Here is a 20,907-nt window from a genome sequence, read left to right as displayed (position 1 = left end):
AGATGACACATGAAAAAGTTATCTGGAAAGGCAAGCCTGTTCATATTGACGGCTGTTGCGCTCACGTTGGCCGGGGGGTGCAGCAAGCAGGAAAACGGAACGGAGACGAAGGCCGGTACCGCAGATTTGCGCGACCAAAACATTCGGCTCGATATTTATTCGTCGAGCACGTATCCGAAAGACCGTTTCGACGAAAGGTACGGCAAGAAGTTCCGCGAGAAGTTTCCGAACTGGACGATCAACTACATTCCGAAGACGAAGGACGTGTCGATGGATACGCTGATCGCCTCCGGTCAGAAGGTCGATCTCGTATGGGATTCGATCGGCCTGTATCCAGACACGATCATGAAGTATAATTTGCAGTTTGACATGAGCGATTTGATCGCTAAAAGAAAAATCGACCTGAACCGGTTCGAGCCGACGATGGTCGATGCGATGAAAAAAATGTCCGGGGGCGGTATGTACGGACTACCGGTCAACGACAGCACGCTCGTGTTATATTACAACAAAGATATATTCAATAAATTCGGCGTTGCCTACCCAAAAGACGGCATGACTTGGGACGAAGTCATCCCGCTGGCGAGCAAGATGACACGAGTGGAGGGAGGCGTTCCGTATCTCGGATTTGCGTCGTCGGTGACCCATATGGTGAGAACGAACCAGTTGTCACTGTCGGCAATCGATCAGGCTACGGGGCGCTCAGCAATGAATAATGACGGGTGGAAAAAGTTTTTCCAGACGATTTTCGTCGATCCGGCCCAGAGTACCGCTTACAAGGATTGGTACAAAGCCAATCCCGCCAATGCAACGCCGGGCACAACTTCGTATATCAAAGATCAGCAGGTGGCCATGTTCGCCTATTTGCTTGGTTTTGACAATGCGGATATTAATCGGATGAACTGGGATATTGTCAGTATGCCGACGTTTAAAGACAAACCGGGCATAGGCGTGCAGACGTATCCGACATACTGGGGGGTCACCTCGACAAGCGCCAACAAGGAAGCCGCCATGCAGGTCATCGAATATTTGGTGTCGGACGAATTCCAGCTGTACGCTTCAAAGCTCGGGCAGTTGACGGTGCTAAAAAACGAGAGCGTGCGTAGTGCCATCGGGCAAGATTTGACCGATCCGGGAGCGAAGGGAAAGAACGTGAAGGCGATCTACTACAACAAGCCTGCGCCGATCCCGTATGTATCGGCTTATTCGCAGGAGGTGTCCAACATTTTGACCCGCAGGGTATCCGACGTGGTGCTGGAAAAGACCGATCTAAACAGCTATCTTCGGGAGTCGGATGAGCTCGGCAACAAAAAAATCGATGAATTAAGCAAAAAATAATCGGGAAACCGCTTAGAATTACATAGGAGGAGCCAACATGGAGAAAAACGTTATTGTAGACATAGACGTTCATCAAGCGCCTGCAACCCGGGATGTACTGCTCCCGTTTTTGCCGAAAACATGGCATAGCGAATGGAAGATGATGGGTGTGCTTCCCCCACATTACTATTCAGCAATCGGGGGCTTCCGCAAAGATGCGAAACCTGAGAGCGGAGTGCACGGCAGCGATGTCGAGCTTATGAGGAAGCAACTGCTGGACGAGAACGGTATCGACTACGCGATACTGACATCGGATGCGATCAACATTTCCTTATATTATAATCCGGATTACGCCAACGCCGTCGCTTCCGCGTATAACGAATGGACAGCAGCCTGCTGGCTTAAGCAAGACAGCCGGTTCAAAGGCTCGATCTTGATCAACAACAGCGATATACCGGCGGCGATCAAGGAAATCGAACGGTGGGGCGATCACCCCGATATGGTGCAGATTGTCATGCCGAGCGCATCCCGGACATTATACGGTCAACGCATCTTTCATCCGTTATATGAGACGGCGGAAAAATACGGCTTGCCCATTGCGATTCATCCGACCGCCGAAGGAAGAGGAACTGCGCCCGAACCGACCAATGCCGGTTATCCGACGCGATATATGGAGTGGCATGCGGGCTTAAGCGTCAGTTATATTTCGCACTTGATCAGCCTTGTCTGCGAAGGCGTATTCGAGAAGTTTCCAGGTTTCAAATTTATCGGGATGGAGGGAGGCATCTCCTGGCTGCCGAATGTGATGTGGACGCTAGACAACCATTATAAAGCGCTCCGTTCTACGGTGCCTTGGCTCAGAAAATATCCATCGGAATATATTATCGAGCAATTTTTTGTAACGACGCAGCCGCTTGAAGAACCGGAGAAAAAAGAGTATTTCGCTACCATTTTGGAAATGATCCATGCCGAGCAGACGCTGCTGTATTCATCCGATTATCCGCACTGGGATTTTGATGCTCCGAAAACCGTCGAGTTATGCTTGCCCAGACATCTGCGCAAGGCGGTTATGGGAGAGACGGCGCTGAAACTGTACGGCTTGAAACGACCGACAGGCAAGGAGGCGCCGACTACATGAGCGGAACCAAGCATTTCGTGGCGGCTTTGAACGACTTGGAGACATCTGGCAAGGTATTGTTCACCGTGGATGGGAACGAGTATGGGGCCTTTTATGTCGAGCAAGGCGTGCATATTTACCGAAGCGTTTGTCCGCACCGCGGTGTAAGCGTATGCAGAGGCTTGGTCGGAGGAACGAACCTGCCTTCCAATGTGTACGAATACGAGTATGGTAGAGAGCAGCAAATATTGCGCTGCCCGCTTCATGCTTGGGAATTTGATTTGTTGACCGGGCAATTTCTGCTGGATCCGAAGGTTAAGTTGAAGAAATACGAAGCTGTCATTGAAGAAGGCAACGTATTTGTCATCCTTTGAGTCCGATCCCATGCAGCGCAAAGTTCCGGTGAATATAACAACATGTCATTACATTAAGACTTCACTGAATCCCCTTTGAAGGTGGAGATGATGAAATGTGGTTGAGAACAAAATTATTAGGGTCATGGCTCGTTATTGCGCTGTTAGCCTCATTGCTGCCTGTATCCAACGATTCGGCTTCAGCGGGAGGCGTGGCTCCGTTGAATAGTGAGCTCGAACGAATGGTCGGCGCCGCTTCGAATACGGCGAACGGGCAGTCAGCTTCGGGAGACCCGCTCCCGGTCAATCTTGCACTCGGCCAGCCTGTATCCAAAAGCTCGGATATTGCCATCGCGCGAGCGGAAATGACGGTGGATGGAGAACCGGAAACGTATTGGCAGCCGCATTCGACGGACCGGGCTGACGATGGAATGGTCTGGTTAAGCGTTGATTTGGGTTCAGCCCATCTGGTGGATGAGGTGGCGTATCAAGTCCGAACGGGGAATGTCTTCAGCAGCAAGGCGCTGTATTCATCCGACGGCATGAATTGGCAGGATGCGGTGACCAAAACGGTCAACGCGAATTTATCGGGGAAAACCGAGACGATTCATTTTGCCGCCGTATCCACTCGGTATATCAAGCTGGAGATCTACTTGCCGAACTCGCTGTTCCAAATGAACGAGCTTTCCGTGGCTTATACGAACTGGACGCCGCCTCCCTCCGTATTATCCAGCGTATATATCACCAATGCGGCTGGTGGGAAGGCCGGATTTTACGATACGGTTACTTTAAGCAAGGGAGACGCTCATCCACTACGTCTTGGCGGAGTAATGACAAGCGGGGAGCCGGCCGATCTTGGCGCAGCTGTTACAGAATGGGTAAGCAGCGCTCCTCTCGTAGCGGCTGTGCAGCCGAGTGGTAATGTCACTGCGCTGCGGGAAGGTGTAGCGAAGATTACAGGTCGAGCCACCTTGAATCAGGTCAGCAAGGAAGCCAGCGTATGGTTCGATGTGTACGATCCCGGTATCTTGCTGGTAGAAACGAGTCTGGAGCACCCCACTTTGAGGCAGGATATAGGGTATCCGGCTTTGCTGCAAATAGGGGGATTATATCCCAGCATAAGAATGCTGCCGCATAAGGCAGGCCAGGCGGAAGCTTCTATCGTGAATCTCGATACGGGAGCTGCTGTGACGCAATTGCTAACGGCATCATTGCAGCCTGGAATGGAGCAGATGCTTACATTCCCCGGGACGATTTCAAGCAATGGGCAATATAAAATCGTTATTGAGCTTCAGCTAGGCGACAAAACGGTATATGATGCTTTTTACTTTACCGTACATGACACTGCGGCGATCGGAACGAATCAAAGTCAAATCGCGTACCAGCGGCAGGACGGAACAATGGCATACGTTCCCGATTATAAGGGGAACCGAATTATCGATTTTTCGGGCGCGGGCTATATGGGCGGTGGCGTTAAGCTTCCCGATGTGCAGGCACGAATTGCGCTTGAGCCGCAAACGGGGAGCGGTGACGATACGGCACGTATTCAGGCCGCGATCGATGAAGTGTCGGCGATGCCGCTTAATGCGGAAGGCTTTCGCGGCGCCGTGCTGCTCAAGAAAGGGACGTATCGTCTCGGTGGGACTTTAACTATTCGTTCCAGCGGAGTCGTGCTACGCGGTGAAGGTCAGGACGAGAACGGAACGATCTTGTACGCCACCGGCGCTTCCCGGCGCAACATGCTCGAGATCGGAGGAACAGCGCTGCAATTGTTGACGGGGACAGCTTCGGCAGTATCCGACTTGTACGTCCCTTCCGGAGCGAAAGTGATCCGTGTCGAGAATGCCTCAGCGTTCCAACCGGGGGATTCCGTCAAAATTCAGCGCAGCGGCAATTCCCGCTGGATTCATGAAATCGATATGGATACGATCTATGACGAGCTGGTGGAAACGACGCAGTGGACGCCGTTCTCCATTGATTTCGACCGGATTGTCACCCAAGTGAACGGGAACGAAATTACGCTGGACGCGCCGATTGCCAATTCCATTGAGCGAAAATGGGGCGGAGGACAAATTGTAAAATATGCGGACCCGGGGCGGATCGAACAGGTCGGCGTGGAAAACATGCGGGTGGACACCGAATTTAACCGGAATGTGACGAGCACGATCACCTACGAAGGCCAGACCTTGACGTATTATGCGGATGAAAATCACGCCGTAAGCTTCGCCATATTCAATCATGTGAAAAATGCGTGGATGCGCGAGATAACGGGATTCCATCTTGAGCATGCGCTGGCCCATGCGAATCGCGGCTCCAAATGGATTACCGTGCAGGACAGCCAGTCGCTTGATATGGTAAGCCTTCTTGTCGGAGCACGGAGATATCCGTTTAAAATGACCGGGGAGTTGGCTTTAATGCAAAGAAATTATAGCGAAACGGCGCGGCATGCTTTCGTTGTCGATAACCGTGTACCAGGACCGAATGTGTTTCTGGACAGTGAATCGCAAATCGATTTTCTACCGAGCGAACCGCATCACCGTTGGTCCGTCGGCGGGTTGTACGATAATGTCAATGGGAAGATTCATATTCGCGATCGGGGTTGGAACGGCGGCGGGCACGGATGGTCGGGAGCGAATTATGTCACCTGGAATACGGTGGGAGAATTGTCTTCCCAACAGCCGCCGACCGCACAAAATTACGCGATTGGTCATGTAGGACAAAAAGTCGGAGGATTTTTACCGAACTTCTATGATCAGCGGCCGCGGGAAGACGCGTATTGGGATCATCTGAACAGCCATGTGACGCCACGGAGCCTGTATCATCAGCAACTTGAGGAACGGTTGGATATGCAGGCCGTGCAAAACACGTTTCGCTCCCCGGTCGGCGGAGGAAGTTTGGACGTGCCGGTTGTGCCGTAATGTAAGTACTGCCTGCCAGAACAGAGGCGTATTCTAGTATAACGGTTGATCAGGATGAAAGCCTGGTCGCCGTTTTTTTCAGTCCGCCGTTCGCGCAGCCGGCCAGCGTACCGGATGAGACAACTTATGGAAAAGACAGGAAATGGGCATACTGATATGCTGTAGACGATCTTACACCAGAAGAATGCTTGGATGGGAGCGTATTAGCGTATGGAAAAAACATATTTGATGGTGAAGCCGGACGGCGTTCGGCGCCAGTTGGTCGGCAAGCTCGTGCAGCGTTTCGAGGACAAAGGGTTCCAGCTCATCGCCGCGAAAATGTTCCGCATGACGCGGGAGCAAGCGGAGTATCATTACGAGGAGCATAAAGACAAGCCGTTCTTCGGAGAACTGGTCGAATTCATTACGTCCGGTTCCGTCTTCGGGATGGTGTGGCAGGGGGAGAACATCGTGGCGCTTTCCCGCGCGATGATGGGCAAGACGAATCCGCTTGATGCCGCGCCGGGCACGATTCGCGGCGATTATGCGCTGAATACCGGCAACAACATCATTCATGGCTCCGATTCACCGCAGAGCGCCGAACGGGAAATTTCCAACTTCTTCCGTCCGGAGGAGCTGGCAGCGGGCGATTACCCGGTTCGCATGCCGGGAAGTCTTGCCAATGACAAAGTCATTCCGGTCCAATAGACCCGGGATGATTTTTTTATTTGATCTGTTCCAAAGTTTTATACAGCGTCTTGTTATATCAACAATGAGGATAACGTCATCATTAGAGTTTATTGTATGCAAATAGTCGTGCTTCCTTATCACATCGATGTAAAGCTTGCTTGACATTATTGCAAGTACCGTTTATGTTAAATGTAAAGTAAGCTTTACATTATCGGTTGGAGAGTTGAAGGAGGAAAGGAATGAACAACCGCATTAAAGAAATGAGGGCACGGAGAAACTGGACTCAGGAGCAGCTGTCGGAAATGATCGGCGTTTCCAGGCAAACAGTCATTTCCATCGAGTCGGGGAGGTACAATCCTTCATTGGAGCTGGCCTTCAAGATCGCTAAAGCGTTCGGGAGCACGATCGAAGAGCTTTTCATTTTCGAAGGGGAGTGAGCGAATGGTTACTGATTTTTGGGCATGGTTCGGATTGTTGGGCGGAGCGCTGATGGGTCTTCTCGGATGGTGGGGAGGCAGACGCGCCATCCGGGGGATGCGAGGACTCGACGAACGATATGTACGCGCATGGGAACGCGCCCGGGCGAAGAGCTGGATCTGCACCTTGTTTGTGATTTATGCACTATTTATCGCGTTGTTTCTCGGCATGCCGCTGAATGCGGCGGTGATCCTCGGTATCATGCTGGCAGCTCATTTGGTCGGTTGGGCGCTGCTCGGTATGCATTATTTGCTTCGCAGCTAGGCAGATACGGCGCGGCAAATTTGAACTTTAAGCGAAAATTGGGTACATTGGAAAGTGGTTATTCCATGATTCCGTCCAAAGGAGAGAGATAATATGCGAGACCCGAGGCTTGAACAGTTTGCGCATAATTTGGTGAGGTATTCCGTCGACCTGCAGCCGGGAGAAAATGTTTTGATCGAAATGATCGGACTTCGCGACCATGAATTAACCAAGTGTTTAATCGAAGAGGTTTACGCAGCCGGCGGCCATCCTTTCATCGAATTCCGCGATCCTTCGGTGACGCGCGCTTTGATGCTTGGCGGGACGAAGGAACTGTTTCAGCGGATGGCGGACATCGAGCTGAACCGGATGAAACAAATGGACGCCTATCTTGCGGTTCGCAGCGGCGAGAACATTACCGAGACGTCCGACGTACCGGATGAGCAGATGAAGCTGTACATAACGAACTACCAGCGCCCGGTCATCGATCAGCGCGTCAATCATACGAAGTGGTGCATCATGCGTTATCCGAACGGATCGATGGCGCAGCTCGCCAATACGAGCACCGAAGCGTTCGAAGATTTTTATTTCCAGGTGTGCAATCTTGATTACAGTAAAATGTCGAAGGCGATGGATGCGCTCGTCGCGCTCATGGAACGGACGGACAAAGTGCGCCTCGTCGGCCCAGGCACCGATTTGAGCTTTTCCATCAAAGGCATCCCCGCGATCAAATGCGCAGGGAAGAACAATATTCCGGACGGCGAAGTATTCACGGCCCCGGTCAAAGACTCCGTGAACGGCGTAATCGCCTATAACGCGCCGACGATCTACAACGGCTTCTCGTTCGAGAACATCGTGCTGCGCTTCGAAAACGGCCAAATCGTCGAAGCGACCGGCAACGACACGACAAGACTGAACAACATTTTGGACACGGACGAAGGATCGCGCTTCATCGGCGAGTTTGCGATCGGCGTCAATCCATACATCAAGAAGCCGATGAAAGATATTTTGTTCGACGAGAAGATCGACGGCAGTATCCATTTTACGCCGGGCAATGCATATACCGACGCCGATAACGGCAACCGCTCCTCCGTGCACTGGGACATGGTGCTCATTCAGCGCCCGGAGTACGGTGGCGGTGAGATTTATTTCGACGGCGTGCTGATTCGCAAGGACGGCAAATTCGTCATTCCGGAGCTCGAAGAGCTGAATCCGGAAAACTTGATTTAAAGAGGCAGGAGGCGGCGTCAAGCGCCGAACGTTTTGCGGTATTGCAGCGGCGACATGCCGCTGACGGATTTGAAGACGCGGCCGAAATGCGTGCCGCTGTCGAACCCGACCCGCTCGGCGATGCCCGATACGGGCAATTGCGTCGATTGCAGCAGTTTTTGCGCCTCGTGCACCCGCAGCCGCTGAATGTATTCGATCAGCGTAAAGCCCGTCGCTTCCTTGAAGATGCGGCACAAATAATACGGGCTGATATGAAAATGCTCGGAGATCCCTTTGAGCGACAGCGGCTCGGGGTAATGCTCGTTAATATGCTTCACCATATCGGAAACTTTGCGGTGCAGCGTCGTCGGGTGGTCGGCGCGCTCCAGTCCATGTTCCGCCGATAGTTTGGACACATAACGGTACAACCATAACAAGAGCTCGGTCATCAGCAGCTTTATGCAGCCCTCGGACCCGGGCTCTTTGTTGTCTTGTTCGGCGAGCATCGCGGCGATCAACTGCTGTACGTATGCCTGGTCGCGGCCCTCCGGACGGATGACGGGGCTTACGCCGAACGCGGTCAGCACGTCGACATCGATTTCGGCCAGCATTTGCGAGAGCCAAGACGGCTTGAAGTTAATCAGCACCCGTTCGTGCTGAGGGCTGAACGCCTCGGTCGTCTTGTGAAGCACCATCGGCTCGATCAGTACAAGCTCGCCTTCGCGGACGAGGTAAGAGCGGTCCTTTATGAAATAATAACGGTTTCCCGCTTTCATATAGTAAATTTCATACGAATCATGCGCATGGTTTTGCGGCATGTTGAAGCTGCCGGAACGCGATGCATGCTCAAGCAAGTACGGTTTTTTTGATGAACGGGACGGTTCAGCAGGAGTCATACGGGCGAGCGCCTCCTCCAAGAAAATGAGAAATGAGGACAATATTTGTTGAAAAAATGAAAATGAAAGCAAATTAAGTGCTGTTTGCATGTAAATATTGCGCTATACTCCAACTATATCATATTCCCGAGGAGGATCAATAGGATGGCGAACCGAAAAACATATGCTTTGATTGGTACAGGGGGACGAGCTCAGTTTTTTTATAAAGCGTTGGTCAGCACGTTCAAGGAGACTTCACGCCTCGTCGCGTTTTGCGATGTCAACCAGACACGGATGGATTATGCGAACAAGGTGATCGGAGAGCTTGGCGCCGAGCCGGTGCCTACCTACAAGGCGCATGAATTCGACCGCATGATCGAGGAAATCAAGCCGGATACGGTTATCGTCACCACGGTAGACCGGACGCATCATCAATATATTATCCGCGCCATGCAGCTCGGCTGCGATGTCATTACGGAGAAGCCGATGACCGTTGACGAAGAGAAATGCCAAGCGATTCTCGATGCCGTCAAAGAAACGGGTCAAAACCTGCGGGTGACGTTCAACTACCGCTATTCCCCGCACAATACGAAAATCCGCGAGCTGATCATGGACGGCACGATCGGCGACGTGCATTCGGTTCATTTCGAATGGCTGCTGAACACAAAGCATGGCGCGGACTATTTCCGCCGTTGGCACCGCGACAAGCGCAACAGCGGAGGGCTGCTCGTACACAAATCGACGCATCATTTCGATCTGGTGAACTTTTGGCTTGGCACGCAGCCGAAAACCGTCTTCGCCCTTGGTGATCTGATGTTCTACGGCCGGGAAAACGCGGAGAAGCGCGGCGTAACGGAGTTTTATTCCCGCGCGTACGGGAGCAAAGCCGCGGAGAACGATCATTTTGCGCTTCATATGGACAAAAGCTCGAATCTGAAGGCGATGTATTTGGATGCCGAGCATGAGGACGGCTACTTCCGCGATCAAAGCGTATTCGGCGACGGTATCAACATCGAGGATACGATGGGCGTCATGGTCCGGTACGAGAATAAGGCGATGCTGACGTACAATCTGTACGCCTATGCGCCGTGGGAAGGCTTCCGCGTAGCGTTTAACGGCACGAAGGGCCGCATTGAGATGGACGTCATTGAAGCCTCGTACGTCAATTCGGGCGGCGACCAGGCGCTGGAAGGGGCTGTCAAAGGCAAGAAGATTCTTGTTCATCCGATTTTCGAGCCGCCTTACGAGGTGAAGGTGGAGGAGCAAAAAGGCGGACACGGCGGCGGCGACCCGGTGCTGCTGAACGACTTGTTCGGCACGCCGGATTACGATCGCTTTAACCGCGCTGCCTCGCATGTGGATGGCGCGATGTCCATCCTGACCGGCATCGCCGGCAACCGCTCGATTCGCACAGGCTTGCCGGTGCAAGTGGGCGATCTCGTCCGCTTCTAGTCATGCAGCGGAGTGCGGATGAGGCCGGCTCGCAGCAGGGGACGCGCCTCGTTTGGCGCCAGCAGCACAACGATAACCGATAGTTAAAAGGTTGACAAATACCGGTTCAAAGCTATCCTTAAAAAGGGAAGACTTGAACCGGTATTTTTGTATTCATCTCAAATGTAGGGAACGGAAAAGAGGTTTGGACATCATGGGAAAGCTATTGGAGACGATCATCGTCACCTTCGTAGGAGGAATATTGTTCAGCCTGCTGCATATGCCGCTGAGCTGGATGCTTGGTCCGCTGACAGCCGTGCTGCTGTGGCAGGGCTTCACGAAGCGGACGCTGACATGGCCCGTCGGCTTGCGCAACGCCGGGCTCGTGCTGCTCGGCTACAGCATGGGGCTTGCATTCACGGCGGAGAGCGCAAGCCAAATCGTGACGCAGCTGCCGTACATGCTGGCGGCTACCGTGCTGACCGTCGCATTCAGCGTGCTGAGCGCGTTTGCGATTTCCAGCCGCTCGGGGATCAGCTTGTCGAGCGGCATCATCGGCAGCATCCCGGGCGGCCTGTCGCAGATGGTTGTGCTGAGCGAGGAGATCGAGAACACCGACCACACCGTCGTTGCGTTCATGCAGACGATCCGGCTGCTGAGCGTCATCTTCGTCGTGCCGTTCTTCGCGGTGCACGGGCTCGCCGGCGGCGCCGCGAACGGGACGGCTCCAACGCCGCCGGCGGGAGCCGCTGCTGCGGCCGCTCCTGTCGCATGGGGGGCGGCCCTTCTGATCGCGGCGCTCGTATTGGCCGCGGCCTGGCTCGCCGTCCGGCTGAAGCTGCCGACGCCGTGGTTCCTCGGTCCGATTATCGTTGCGGCTGTCCTTACCGTTGGCGGCTGGGCGCCGCCGCATTTGCCGACGCCGTTCATCCTCGCGGCGCAATGGAGCCTCGGTATTTTTCTGGGCCTCGGCATCAAGTTCAGCGCGCTCGCCGGTTGGCGGAAGCTGCTGCCGTATTCGCTCGCCGGCGGCGTGGCGCTCGTCGCCTTCTCGCTGCTGATGTCGTTCGGCTTCAGCCTCATTCTGCCGATTTCCGTCGTTACCGCTTTTCTCAGCACGGCGCCCGGCGGCATGACGGAGATGGGCGTTACGGCCTCGGCCGTCCACGCGGATATATCGATGGTTGTCGCTTATCAGATGTTTCGCATTCTTTTCATCTTGTTTATCGTGCCGTATTTGCTGCGCTGGGGCTTGAAGGGCCGACGCGCGCCGGGGAGCAGCTGACCGGGGCTGGAGAACAACGAATTGGGAAAATTCGTTGTTCTTTCCGCTTGCCTTATGGAGCAAGATGTGGTATTCTGTAATAGTCATATCTAGGAGACCTGATTCACATGTTGTAAAGGGTTATCATTTGAATGATGGAACCTTTTACAATATGTGAATTTTTTATTTGCTAACCAAATAAAAAAACATGTTAAATACAATTTTGGAGGTAATTCCATGCAAACAGGTACAGTAAAATGGTTTAACGCAGAAAAAGGTTTCGGCTTTATCGAAGTTGAAGGCGGCAAAGACGTATTCGTTCACTTCAGCGCGATCACAGGCGATGGCTTCAAATCGCTTGACGAAGGTCAACGCGTTCAATTCGACGTAGTTCAAGGCAACCGCGGACCACAAGCAGAAAACGTTGTAAAGCTGTAATTATGACAAATGAAAAGCTGCCCTTAACGAGCTTAAGGGCAGCTTTTTATTATATAAGGAAAAATTTCTGGCTTACGAAGCGGGTTTGCCATGCAAACCTTCAGGTTTTACTGCTTTGAATCAAAGGAGGGGGAACGCATGAATTTTCGGAAAAAATCGGCGGAGGAGCTTCCTCAGGAAAACACCGCAATATGGTACTGCCAAACGGAAGGATGCAAAGGCTGGATGCGCGACAATTTCGCTTTTGAGCAAGCGCCGGTTTGCTGGCAATGCCATGCGCCGATGGTCCGCGGCATGAGGATGCTGCCGCTGCTCGTCAACACGAACCCCGACCAGAAAACGCTGAAGAAAGGCACACAAATTTCGTAATGAAGATATGTAAGAAGAAATGAGGCCGTGTACTACGTGTACACGGTCTATACGTTTAGGAGGAGCAAAATAATCGACGTGAGTCCGAAGCACGTGTTGATCAAGCATAGAAACAACACGACTTGTTTCGGGCTTAGCCCGGTGCGCAGCAGCCGGTAATGCGCCTGGCTTGCATCCGCTTGGTAGATCGGCTTTCCGTTCAGCATCCGTTTGACCACGACGAACAAATTGTCAAAGATCGGTACGCCGAGCGCCAAAATTGGGATGAGCAGCGACAGCACCGTCGCCTGCTTGAACGCGCCGTCGAGCGCGATGACGCCGAGCAGGAATCCGAACAGCGTCGCTCCCGCATCGCCCATGAATACTTTGGCCGGCGGCTTGTTGTATCGCAAATACGCAAGCGCGGCTCCGACAAGAATGATCGCCATCATGGCCGACTCGGACTGCCCTTTGGTCGCCGCCACGATGAACAGCGTGACCGCGGCAATCGCCGACAATCCCCCCGCCAATCCGTCCATGCCGTCGGAGAAATTGATAACGGTGGTTACACCGAAGATCCACGTGACAGTCAGGAAAAATTGCAGCCATACTGGGAGCAAAATATCTTGCCCTGTGAACGGATTGTTAAATCCGTAAAAGACGATGCCCGAATAGTACACGATCACAGCAGCCGACAGCTGTACCACAAACTTCGGGAGCGCGGGGAACTCCTTGCCGTGCGTCTTGTACCAATCGTCAATCGTGCCGATGGCGAGAATGAGCAGGGCCCCGCCCAGAAGGCCAAGCGATTGCTTCCAGTCATCCTTGATAAATGCGAGATTCGTACAGACGATCCCTGCGAAGATGGCGAAGCCAGCAGTTAAAGGAATCGGCTCGCGGTGCAGCTTCCGTTCGACATCCTGCTTAGGCTTGTCCACAAAATCGATGCGAAACGCCAATTTTCGCAACGGAGGTATAAGGAAGAGCACAATTAGAAACGACATCAAAAATGCGGCGAAATAAGTAATAACAATCCCTCCATATAGTGCCCCATGAATTGGAAATACGCTACTCAAAGTATATCACAGGCGCACAGCGATTCAAGATAGGCCGGCAAGATATCAGCGTTCCGTCAGTATAGACGAAAGTTTGTGCTTAACGGTTCAATTTGCGGTATTCCAACGGCGTCAGCCGCGCCAGTTTCTTGAACATCCGGCCGAAATGGGCGATATTCTCGAAGCCGACGGCATCTGCAATTTCGATAATTTTCATGTTCGTTTCCTTCAAGAGCCGCTGCGCTTCCTTAATTCGAGTCGTGTTGACATATTCGACGAAGGTGAAGCCGGTGACTTCGCGGAATGCGCGGCTCAAGTAAAACGGACTCATGTAGAACCGCTCCGACAGCCCGGCGAGGGTAAGCGGCTCGTGGAAGCTGTCATTAATATGGCGCACCACTTCCGAGATTTTTTTGTGCATCGGGCTTCGATGCTCGAACGATACCGTTTCCTGCTTTTCCGAGCAGCGCCCGGCGAACAGCAGCAGCTCCATTAGCAGCAGCTTGACGTACGTCTCGTAGCCTGTCGCTTTTTCCTTCAGCTCCTGGGTCATTCGCTTAAGGATGTGCTGTACGAACAGCTGGTCCTGCAGCTTCAACCGGAACACGTGAGACGGATGCTGGAAAGCCGCGAACAGCGCAGGTGTATACAAGGGATGATCACTGCCGAGAAACCGGTCGCTGAAGTTGATCACGACCCGCTCATGACCGGGTTCGCCGACGTCCGACGTTTTGTGCAGATCCAGCTTGTTGATGAATACGAGATCGCCCGGCGAGATCAAATAGGAGCGATCTTTAATAAAATAGGTTCGCTGACCGGATATCAAATAGTATACCTCGTACGTGCCGTGAAAATGATTCGTCCGTTCGAACGGCTCCGTCCGTTTGACATGCTGTATATAAAAATCGTCTTCCTCCGCGCCGTAATTCAGTTCTATCGTTTCGCTCATTCGTAAGCCTCCTCGCGGATGATCCGAAATAGGTATCACACCCCTCCATAATAACAGATCGCGGTTCCGCTTTACAGCAAAATATGCATAGGTAATATAAAATAGAGCAAGATCGGTAGAGAAACTAAACTATTATTGCGATATGATGAAAGAGGTGATAATAAACTTAGGAGGTTTCACTCATGGGTAAGTTCCAACCGATCGCAGAAGCATTAATCGCAGGCACGCTTTCGAATGCAAACGGCAGCGGTGTGAAAGTATATGAACAATCATTGGAGACGTCCGGCGAGACGAAGCTCGTCATGATCAAAGATTTGGACAGCCATGTCAAATATATCGCAGCCGCAGGTCAAGGCCCGCTATACGACGCGCTGCACGGCGAAGTACAGGACGGCGTAAAATTGTGTCCGCTTTCACACGAGAACCGTCTCGTATTGAACCAATACTTCGACTATACGGTGCCGCGCGCGTTCGGCACGCAGATCGCCACGATCGGTCTGGGCGACCGTCTGGGCATTGCGTCCCCGGGTCATATTCGCACGGTCAAAGGCCGTAACGTTCGGCCGATTTTGGCGCAGCAAAGCATTCGCGAGCTGAACCTGACCGGCCGCGACTACAAGCAGGTCGTTGACGCTGCTTGCTACGCCGCGTTTCAGGAAGGATACAAAGACGGCTTCGGTGCGGACGGCGACCACTTGAAGGTGGAGGCCGATATCGAGATGGCGCTGGGCCTTGGCTTTACGATGCTGACGCTCGATTGCTCGGAGAAAATTGACAACAGCGTGGAAGGTACGACTGCGGCAGAGCAAGAAGCCAAATATGCGAAGCTTCCGGAATCCGTCCGCAGCCACTACGAGTCCCGTTACTTGAACCAGGCATTCCCGGTCGCTGGCGCGTCGATTGCTTTCGACCGCGAGACGCTGATCAAAAACGTGCTGATCTATGCCGCCGCGATCGATTTCATGGAGCATATTTACGTCACTTACATCAAAAACGCAGCGCGTGAGGTCGACTTCGAAATCTCGATCGACGAGACGATGACGCCGACCGCGCCGGAATCGCATTTCTTCGTAGCCAAAGAACTGTACAACCGCGGCTTGACCATTTACAGCATGGCGCCCCGTTTCTGCGGTGAATTCCAGAAGGGCATTGACTATATCGGCGATATCGCCCAGTTCGAGAAGGAGCTTGTCATCCATGCGGGCATTGCCGACGATTTCGGCTACAAGCTGAGCATTCACTCGGGCAGCGACAAGTTCAGCGTGTTCCCGATCATCGGCAAGTATACGAAGGGCCGCTTCCATGTGAAAACGGCCGGCACCAATTGGCTGGAAGCCGTCCGCACCGTGGCGAAGGTGAACCCGTCCCTGTACCGCAGCATGCATCAATACGCGCTGGAGCACTTCGAAGAAGCGACCGCTTACTACCATGTGACGACCGACCTGAGCCAAATTGCGCCGCTCGATCAGGTGGCCGACGCCGATTTGGCGGATACGTACATGAACGAGAACAACGCGCGCCAGCTCATCCATATTACGTACGGCATTTTACTGCAGGCGAAGGACGCGCAAGGAAATTCGCTGTTCAAGGACGCGTTTTTCCGCACGCTCAGCGAGCAGGAGGAAGCGTATGCGCAGTCGCTGATTTCGCATATCGGCAAACATTTGGACTTGCTCGGCAAGTAACCGCGCAGGGAGCCTCGCGGGTGGGGAATACAAGCGATAAAAGGCCTGTATGCCGATAAATGAAAAAGGAAGGTGCCTTCGATGAAAAAGTTTCTGGACGACAACTTTTTGCTTAAAAACAAGACGGCGGAGAAGCTGTATCACGAATACGCGAAGCAGATGCCGATTATCGACTATCACTGCCATTTGAGCCCGCAGGAAATTTATGAGAACAAGCGGTTCAAGAACATTACCGAAGCGTGGCTGTACGGCGATCATTACAAGTGGCGCGCGATGAGAGCGAACGGCGCGGAAGAGAAGTACGTGACCGGAGGCGACGGCGCGAGCGATTACGACCGTTTTCTCGCCTGGGCGAAGACGGTGCCGATGACGATTGGCAATCCGCTGTATCATTGGTCCCATCTGGAGCTGCAGCGTTTCTTCGGCGTATACGATTTGATCAACGAGAAGAATGCGCCTGCCATCTGGGAGAATGTCAATGCGCAGCTGAGCGGCGAAGGGTTCGCCGCGCGCGATCTGATCACGAAATCGGGCGTTAAGGTCGTCTGCACGACGGATGATCCGACTGACACGCTCGAATACCATATCAAGATCAAGGAAATCGAAGGCTTCGACTGCAAGGTGCTGCCTTCGTTCCGTCCGGACAAAGGACTCGAGATCAACCGGGCGACGTTCCTGCCATGGGTGGAGAAGCTCGGGGAAGTGGCTGGCGGCACAATAAGCGGATACGATGATTTGCTGGCGGCTTTGGAATCGCGCGTGCGGTTTTTCCATTCCGTCGGCGGACGGGTATCCGACCATGCCCTCGATTATGTAGCCTATGCGGAAACGACCAAAGAGGCCGCCGCTGCGATTTTTGCCAAAGCGCTGAAAGGCGAAGCGGTAAGCCTCGAAGAAGAAAAACAATACAAAACGTATACGCTGACGTTCCTCGGCAAGCTGTATGCCGAGCTCGGCTGGGCGATGCAGTTCCATATCAACGCGCATCGCAACAACAACACGCGGATGTTCGGCAAGCTCGGACCGGACACCGGCTACGATTCGATCAACGACAGCTTGATCGCGCAGCCGCTCGTTCGTCTGCTGGACGCGCTTGACGCCGAAGACGCGCTGCCGAAGACGATTTTGTACTCGCTCAACCCGAAAGACAATTACGTGCTCGGTACGATTATCGGCAGTTATCAAGGCGGCGGCGTTGCGGGTAAAATCCAGTTCGGTTCCGCCTGGTGGTTTAACGATACGCTTGACGGCATGCTGGATCAGATGAAGGCGCTGGCCAATCTTGGACTTCTCAGCCGTTTCGTCGGCATGCTGACCGATTCCCGAAGCTTCTTGTCCTATACGAGACATGAATATTTCCGCAGATTGTTGTGCAATCTGATCGGCGAATGGGTCGAGAACGGCGAAGCTCCGGACGATATGGAGCTGCTGGGGGGAATCGTTCAAGCGGTCTCGTACAATAACGCCAAAGATTATTTCGATTTCGGTTTGTAAGCTTCAATGATCAAGAAGACCCGCCTGGTATGAACCGGAAGCGGGTCTTTTTGCATTTTTTATTTCTTTTTTTGTCCGATTTTTGGACCGTTTCGTTGAGCGTTTCGTTGGCCGCGGCTCTGTCCGCCGTGATGGTGTCCATGGTGCCCGTCACTATGATGTCCTGACGAGGGTCCGTGATGGCCGCCGCCCGGGTAGTGGCCGGGATAGCCGTGATGATGATTGTGATGACCCGGAGCGTAGCCGGGATAGCCCGGATAATAAGGACCATGATGATAATGCGGATAATATGGATAAGGATAGTACGGGTAGTACGGATAGTACGGATAGTGATAATAAGGCGGGTAACGGTATCCGGAAGGATACTGGTATGAACGGGTTTCTTCCTTGCGCATGATCGTTCTCCCTTTCAGCTCATCGTTGTACGGTACCGATACAACAGACTATGCGCTGTGCCGAAGCCGGGATACTTATCCAGGCAAAATAGGCAGCGGGAGGGTATTGCTATCGTTTGCGGCAGACATATACAAACGCGGGCGGAATATTCATCGGAACGAAATGAATCTCTTGGATGTCAAATCGGTCGGATAGCTGCTTCTTCATTTGCTTCGAATATTGAAAAGCGATAAACAGCCCGTCTTTTTTCAAATTCTGGTGAATTTGATTCATCAGGACGTCGCGGAGCTCTTGAGGAAAGTTGAAGAAAGGCAGCCCGCTCAATATGCAGTCAAGCGATTCGATTCCTTCCTTCTGAAGGACGGCGTCCAGCTGGCTCGCTTCTCCGTAACAGGGGAACTCCGGATAACGCGCAGCAATTTGCGTTTGAAGGTGGGCTTCCTTTTCGAACAACAACACCTTCGTTCCAGGCTTTCTCGCTTGCTGAATATATCGGGTTAGCGCGCCGGTGCCGCAGCCGAGCTCGGCCACGTTCTGGACGTGGTCCCAGGGAACGGATTGAACCATCTTTTTGCATAAATACGAGGAGCTTGGGGTAACGCTTCCAATTTGTTTGGGAGAGCTAAGAAACTTGTATAGGAACAGAAACTTCTCTTGAATGGTCGTGTTCAGATCCATGCATATTCTCCTAACGCTTCTAATTTTCGCAGTTATGTTCATCATATCATAGATTTTAAATATTTCCTAAAAAAAACCACACACAGGAAAAAAACGGTTGTATATGCGGCGCAGGAGACCGATTCGATCCGGAAACGCCGGCAATCGCCGGGTCGAGAGCATGTCGCTTGTCATATAATTCGCAGCGAATCGCGGATTTTTGTACCCATGACCTGTGCGGAACCGGCGGTTGCGGGCGGCGGATCGCTCCTGCGCAATTTCCATTGGCAGAAGCGCTTACATTTGCTAGACTTGCAGAAGAGACGATAGAAAAATAAGTTAATTATGGAATATTCCAATCCGCTGGGAGGAAGCAAGGATGAACCGGGAAGGATGCGTTCGCCGGAAAAAAACAGGAAAGGCCATCTGCGTGACGCTTGCCGTATGGATGCTCGCTACCGGGTGCGCAAGCGCACCGCCGAACGGGGGAGGGAAGGCCGTAGCGCCTGAGACAGCGCGCGCGGGGACTGTCCTGCCCGGAGCGGGCGCAGACAAACAGGCTGCGGAGGAGAAGCCATTCCGTTTCGTAGTCATGGGCGACAGCCGGGGTTCTTCGAACGGAACGAACGAGAAGACGATGCGCGCGCTGCTGGACAACGTCAAGGCATTATCGCCGCCGGCGAGCTTCCTGCTCTTTACCGGAGATCAAGTCTCCGGCGGTTCGGACGTCGCCGGACAGTTGGATCACTGGAAACGTATCGTCGACGATTATATGCCCATGACGAACGTGTATCCGACGCTCGGCAATCATGAACATAACGAGAAGCTGTTTACCGAAGCGTTCCCGACGCTGCCGAAGGAGCAACTTCCGGGATTCGGGAAAACGGTCTATTCGTTCGATTACGAGAATGCAAGATTCATTACGCTCAATTCCGACCGCAGAAATGCAGCGAAGGCTTATGCGATCGACGGGGAGCAGCTTGCCTGGCTCGAACAGCAGTTGAAGACGGCGGAGAAACGGCATATCTTCGTGCAGTTCCATGTACCGGCGTACCCGATCGGAGCGCATCTCGGCGATTCGCTGGATAAGGACCCGGCTTCGCGCGACGCGCTGTGGTCGCTGTTCGACCGTTATCGGGTGACGGCTGTACTGGTCGGTCACGAGCATAACTACAACAGGCGAGAAATCGACAGCGCTTTCGACGGCAGCGGATATCGTTATGAGAACAAGATCTATCAAGTGACGATCGGCGGAGCCGGCGCGCCGCTCACATCTGCGGGCAAAGAAACGAAGCAGGTCGTTGTCGGCCCGAAAGCGAGCTATCATTACATGGTTGTGGACGTGAAAGGGCGGCAGGCGATTCATCGGGTGTATGATTTACAAGGGAACGAGATCGACTCGTTCACGGTGGAGCGATGAGCGGACAGGGTGCGAGGAAGGACAAAGTTTTCTATAAGGATGTAGCGGCGGCGCAAGGGGTGATGGCGGTATTGTTTTTGCTGCTCGTTCCGCTCGTCAACATGTTCGGACCCGGCTACCAGCGTACGGCGTCGATGCTGCACGGGTTGGGAGCGTCCTTGACGCTGCTGCTGTCGACGTATGCGATGCACGCTTATTACGGGTATGCCAGGGGCAGCGGCACGGCCAAGAAAAAGCTGCAGCAGCGATTGCTGCTGACGAATGTGCTGACGCTTGGCACCATTGTCACGGCGAATTGGCTGTATGCCGGCTATCAGGCGCCCGACGGAGCTTCGGAATGGCTGAAGCTCCACGCTCCCGCCGGTCACTGGGTGCTGATGGAATATAAAGAGTTCGTCGCGTTGATGGCGTTTCCGTTCGGCACGGCGGCCAGTGTGCTGCTGTGGCGCATGCCGGAAGATGCGGGAGGAGAGGCGGCGGTTATCCGCTATATCGTCGGCATGCTGCTTACGCTGCTGTGGTTTTGTTTGTTGGTCGGTTTTGCGTTCGGCATCATGCTGGCCAAATGGAAGATGGTATAGATGGAAGATGGTAA

At 53.2% G+C, this 20,907-nt stretch carries 21 protein-coding genes; 16 read left to right on the top strand and 5 right to left on the bottom strand.

Going from position 1 to position 20,907, the window contains the following annotated elements:
• Positions 1–9: 9 nt before the first annotated feature.
• The 8 genes from KXG62_RS10435 (at position 10) to KXG62_RS10400 (ending at position 8,321) form a co-directional block, all read left to right on the top strand.
• Positions 10–1,335: an ABC transporter substrate-binding protein gene (locus KXG62_RS10435; RefSeq protein ID WP_218091894.1), complete on the top strand. Its 1,326-nt coding sequence runs from the start codon at positions 10–12 to the stop codon at positions 1,333–1,335.
• A gap of 37 nt (positions 1,336–1,372) precedes the next feature.
• Positions 1,373–2,452 carry an amidohydrolase family protein gene (locus KXG62_RS10430; protein WP_218091893.1) on the top strand — a complete coding sequence of 360 codons (1,080 nt, stop codon included), beginning with the start codon at positions 1,373–1,375 and terminating at the stop codon, positions 2,450–2,452.
• Positions 2,449–2,805: a Rieske (2Fe-2S) protein gene (locus KXG62_RS10425; RefSeq protein WP_218091892.1), complete on the top strand. Its 357-nt coding sequence runs from the start codon at positions 2,449–2,451 to the stop codon at positions 2,803–2,805. The genes KXG62_RS10430 and KXG62_RS10425 overlap by 4 nt, the downstream gene beginning before the upstream one ends.
• A 200-nt stretch (positions 2,806–3,005) precedes the next feature.
• Entirely contained in the window at positions 3,006–5,702 is a 2,697-nt protein-coding gene (locus KXG62_RS10420) for a discoidin domain-containing protein (RefSeq protein WP_218091891.1), read from the top strand.
• 210 nt (positions 5,703–5,912) lie between these two features.
• Positions 5,913–6,389 carry a nucleoside-diphosphate kinase gene (ndk, locus tag KXG62_RS10415; RefSeq protein ID WP_218091890.1) on the top strand — a complete coding sequence of 159 codons (477 nt, stop codon included), beginning with the start codon at positions 5,913–5,915 and terminating at the stop codon, positions 6,387–6,389.
• Between the two features lie 221 nt (positions 6,390–6,610).
• Positions 6,611–6,808, top strand: coding sequence for a helix-turn-helix transcriptional regulator (locus tag KXG62_RS10410; RefSeq protein WP_218091889.1), 198 nt, complete (start codon positions 6,611–6,613; stop codon positions 6,806–6,808).
• 4 nt (positions 6,809–6,812) lie between these two features.
• The gene (locus KXG62_RS10405; RefSeq protein ID WP_218091888.1) at positions 6,813–7,112 is read left to right on the top strand and encodes a hypothetical protein; all 300 of its coding nucleotides are present in this window, start codon (positions 6,813–6,815) and stop codon (positions 7,110–7,112) included.
• 93 nt (positions 7,113–7,205) lie between these two features.
• Positions 7,206–8,321: an aminopeptidase gene (locus KXG62_RS10400; protein ID WP_218091887.1), complete on the top strand. Its 1,116-nt coding sequence runs from the start codon at positions 7,206–7,208 to the stop codon at positions 8,319–8,321.
• A 17-nt stretch (positions 8,322–8,338) separates the two neighbouring features.
• On the opposite strand, the gene KXG62_RS10395 is transcribed toward KXG62_RS10400, so the two are convergent.
• Positions 8,339–9,196 carry an AraC family transcriptional regulator gene (locus tag KXG62_RS10395; RefSeq protein ID WP_218091886.1) on the bottom strand — a complete coding sequence of 286 codons (858 nt, stop codon included), beginning with the start codon at positions 9,194–9,196 and terminating at the stop codon, positions 8,339–8,341.
• Between the two features lie 144 nt (positions 9,197–9,340).
• Here KXG62_RS10395 and KXG62_RS10390 point away from each other — a divergent pair, with 144 nt between their 5' ends.
• The 4 genes from KXG62_RS10390 (at position 9,341) to KXG62_RS10375 (ending at position 12,677) form a co-directional block, all read left to right on the top strand.
• On the top strand, positions 9,341–10,627 hold the full coding sequence (locus tag KXG62_RS10390; RefSeq protein WP_218091885.1) for a Gfo/Idh/MocA family protein: 1,287 nt from the start codon (positions 9,341–9,343) through the stop codon (positions 10,625–10,627).
• 193 nt (positions 10,628–10,820) lie between these two features.
• Complete coding sequence (locus KXG62_RS10385) at positions 10,821–11,891, top strand: AbrB family transcriptional regulator (protein ID WP_218091884.1); 1,071 nt, start codon at positions 10,821–10,823, stop codon at positions 11,889–11,891.
• Positions 11,892–12,107: 216 nt separating this feature from the next.
• The gene (locus KXG62_RS10380) at positions 12,108–12,308 is read left to right on the top strand and encodes a cold-shock protein (protein ID WP_218091883.1); all 201 of its coding nucleotides are present in this window, start codon (positions 12,108–12,110) and stop codon (positions 12,306–12,308) included.
• A gap of 138 nt (positions 12,309–12,446) precedes the next feature.
• The gene (locus KXG62_RS10375; protein ID WP_218091882.1) at positions 12,447–12,677 is read left to right on the top strand and encodes a cold-shock protein; all 231 of its coding nucleotides are present in this window, start codon (positions 12,447–12,449) and stop codon (positions 12,675–12,677) included.
• A gap of 47 nt (positions 12,678–12,724) precedes the next feature.
• Here KXG62_RS10375 and KXG62_RS10370 read toward each other — a convergent pair whose 3' ends face one another.
• Both KXG62_RS10370 and KXG62_RS10365 read right to left on the bottom strand, forming a co-directional pair.
• Entirely contained in the window at positions 12,725–13,660 is a 936-nt protein-coding gene (locus KXG62_RS10370) for an MraY family glycosyltransferase (protein WP_218091881.1), read from the bottom strand.
• A gap of 151 nt (positions 13,661–13,811) precedes the next feature.
• Complete coding sequence (locus KXG62_RS10365; protein ID WP_218091880.1) at positions 13,812–14,660, bottom strand: helix-turn-helix domain-containing protein; 849 nt, start codon at positions 14,658–14,660, stop codon at positions 13,812–13,814.
• Between the two features lie 182 nt (positions 14,661–14,842).
• Here KXG62_RS10365 and KXG62_RS10360 point away from each other — a divergent pair, with 182 nt between their 5' ends.
• Both KXG62_RS10360 and uxaC read left to right on the top strand, forming a co-directional pair.
• On the top strand, positions 14,843–16,345 hold the full coding sequence (locus KXG62_RS10360; protein ID WP_218091879.1) for a tagaturonate epimerase family protein: 1,503 nt from the start codon (positions 14,843–14,845) through the stop codon (positions 16,343–16,345).
• Between the two features lie 81 nt (positions 16,346–16,426).
• Positions 16,427–17,839 (top strand): glucuronate isomerase, encoded by a 1,413-nt coding sequence (uxaC, locus tag KXG62_RS10355; protein ID WP_218091878.1) that lies wholly within the window; start codon positions 16,427–16,429, stop codon positions 17,837–17,839.
• Between the two features lie 59 nt (positions 17,840–17,898).
• Here the strand turns inward: uxaC and KXG62_RS10350 are convergent, their stop codons facing one another.
• Positions 17,899–18,234 carry a hypothetical protein gene (locus tag KXG62_RS10350; protein WP_218091877.1) on the bottom strand — a complete coding sequence of 112 codons (336 nt, stop codon included), beginning with the start codon at positions 18,232–18,234 and terminating at the stop codon, positions 17,899–17,901.
• A gap of 109 nt (positions 18,235–18,343) precedes the next feature.
• Entirely contained in the window at positions 18,344–18,913 is a 570-nt protein-coding gene (locus KXG62_RS10345; RefSeq protein WP_218091876.1) for a class I SAM-dependent methyltransferase, read from the bottom strand.
• 358 nt (positions 18,914–19,271) lie between these two features.
• On the opposite strand from KXG62_RS10345, the gene KXG62_RS10340 reads away from it, so the two are divergent.
• A complete protein-coding gene (locus KXG62_RS10340) occupies positions 19,272–20,312 on the top strand; it encodes a metallophosphoesterase family protein (RefSeq protein ID WP_246627384.1) in 1,041 nt (346 codons plus the stop codon).
• Positions 20,309–20,893, top strand: a complete 585-nt coding sequence (locus KXG62_RS10335) for a hypothetical protein (protein WP_218091875.1) — start codon at positions 20,309–20,311, stop codon at positions 20,891–20,893. Before KXG62_RS10340 ends, KXG62_RS10335 begins: the two co-directional genes overlap by 4 nt.
• The last annotated feature ends 14 nt before the right edge of the window (positions 20,894–20,907 follow it).

Origin of the sequence: Paenibacillus solanacearum (assembly GCF_910593845.1) — a bacterium.
In the GTDB taxonomy this organism is placed as follows: Bacteria; Bacillota; Bacilli; order Paenibacillales; family NBRC-103111; genus Paenibacillus_G; species Paenibacillus_G solanacearum.
The sequence above is the reverse complement of the archived record's forward strand: the minus strand, read 5'-3'. Positions and strand labels throughout refer to the sequence as shown.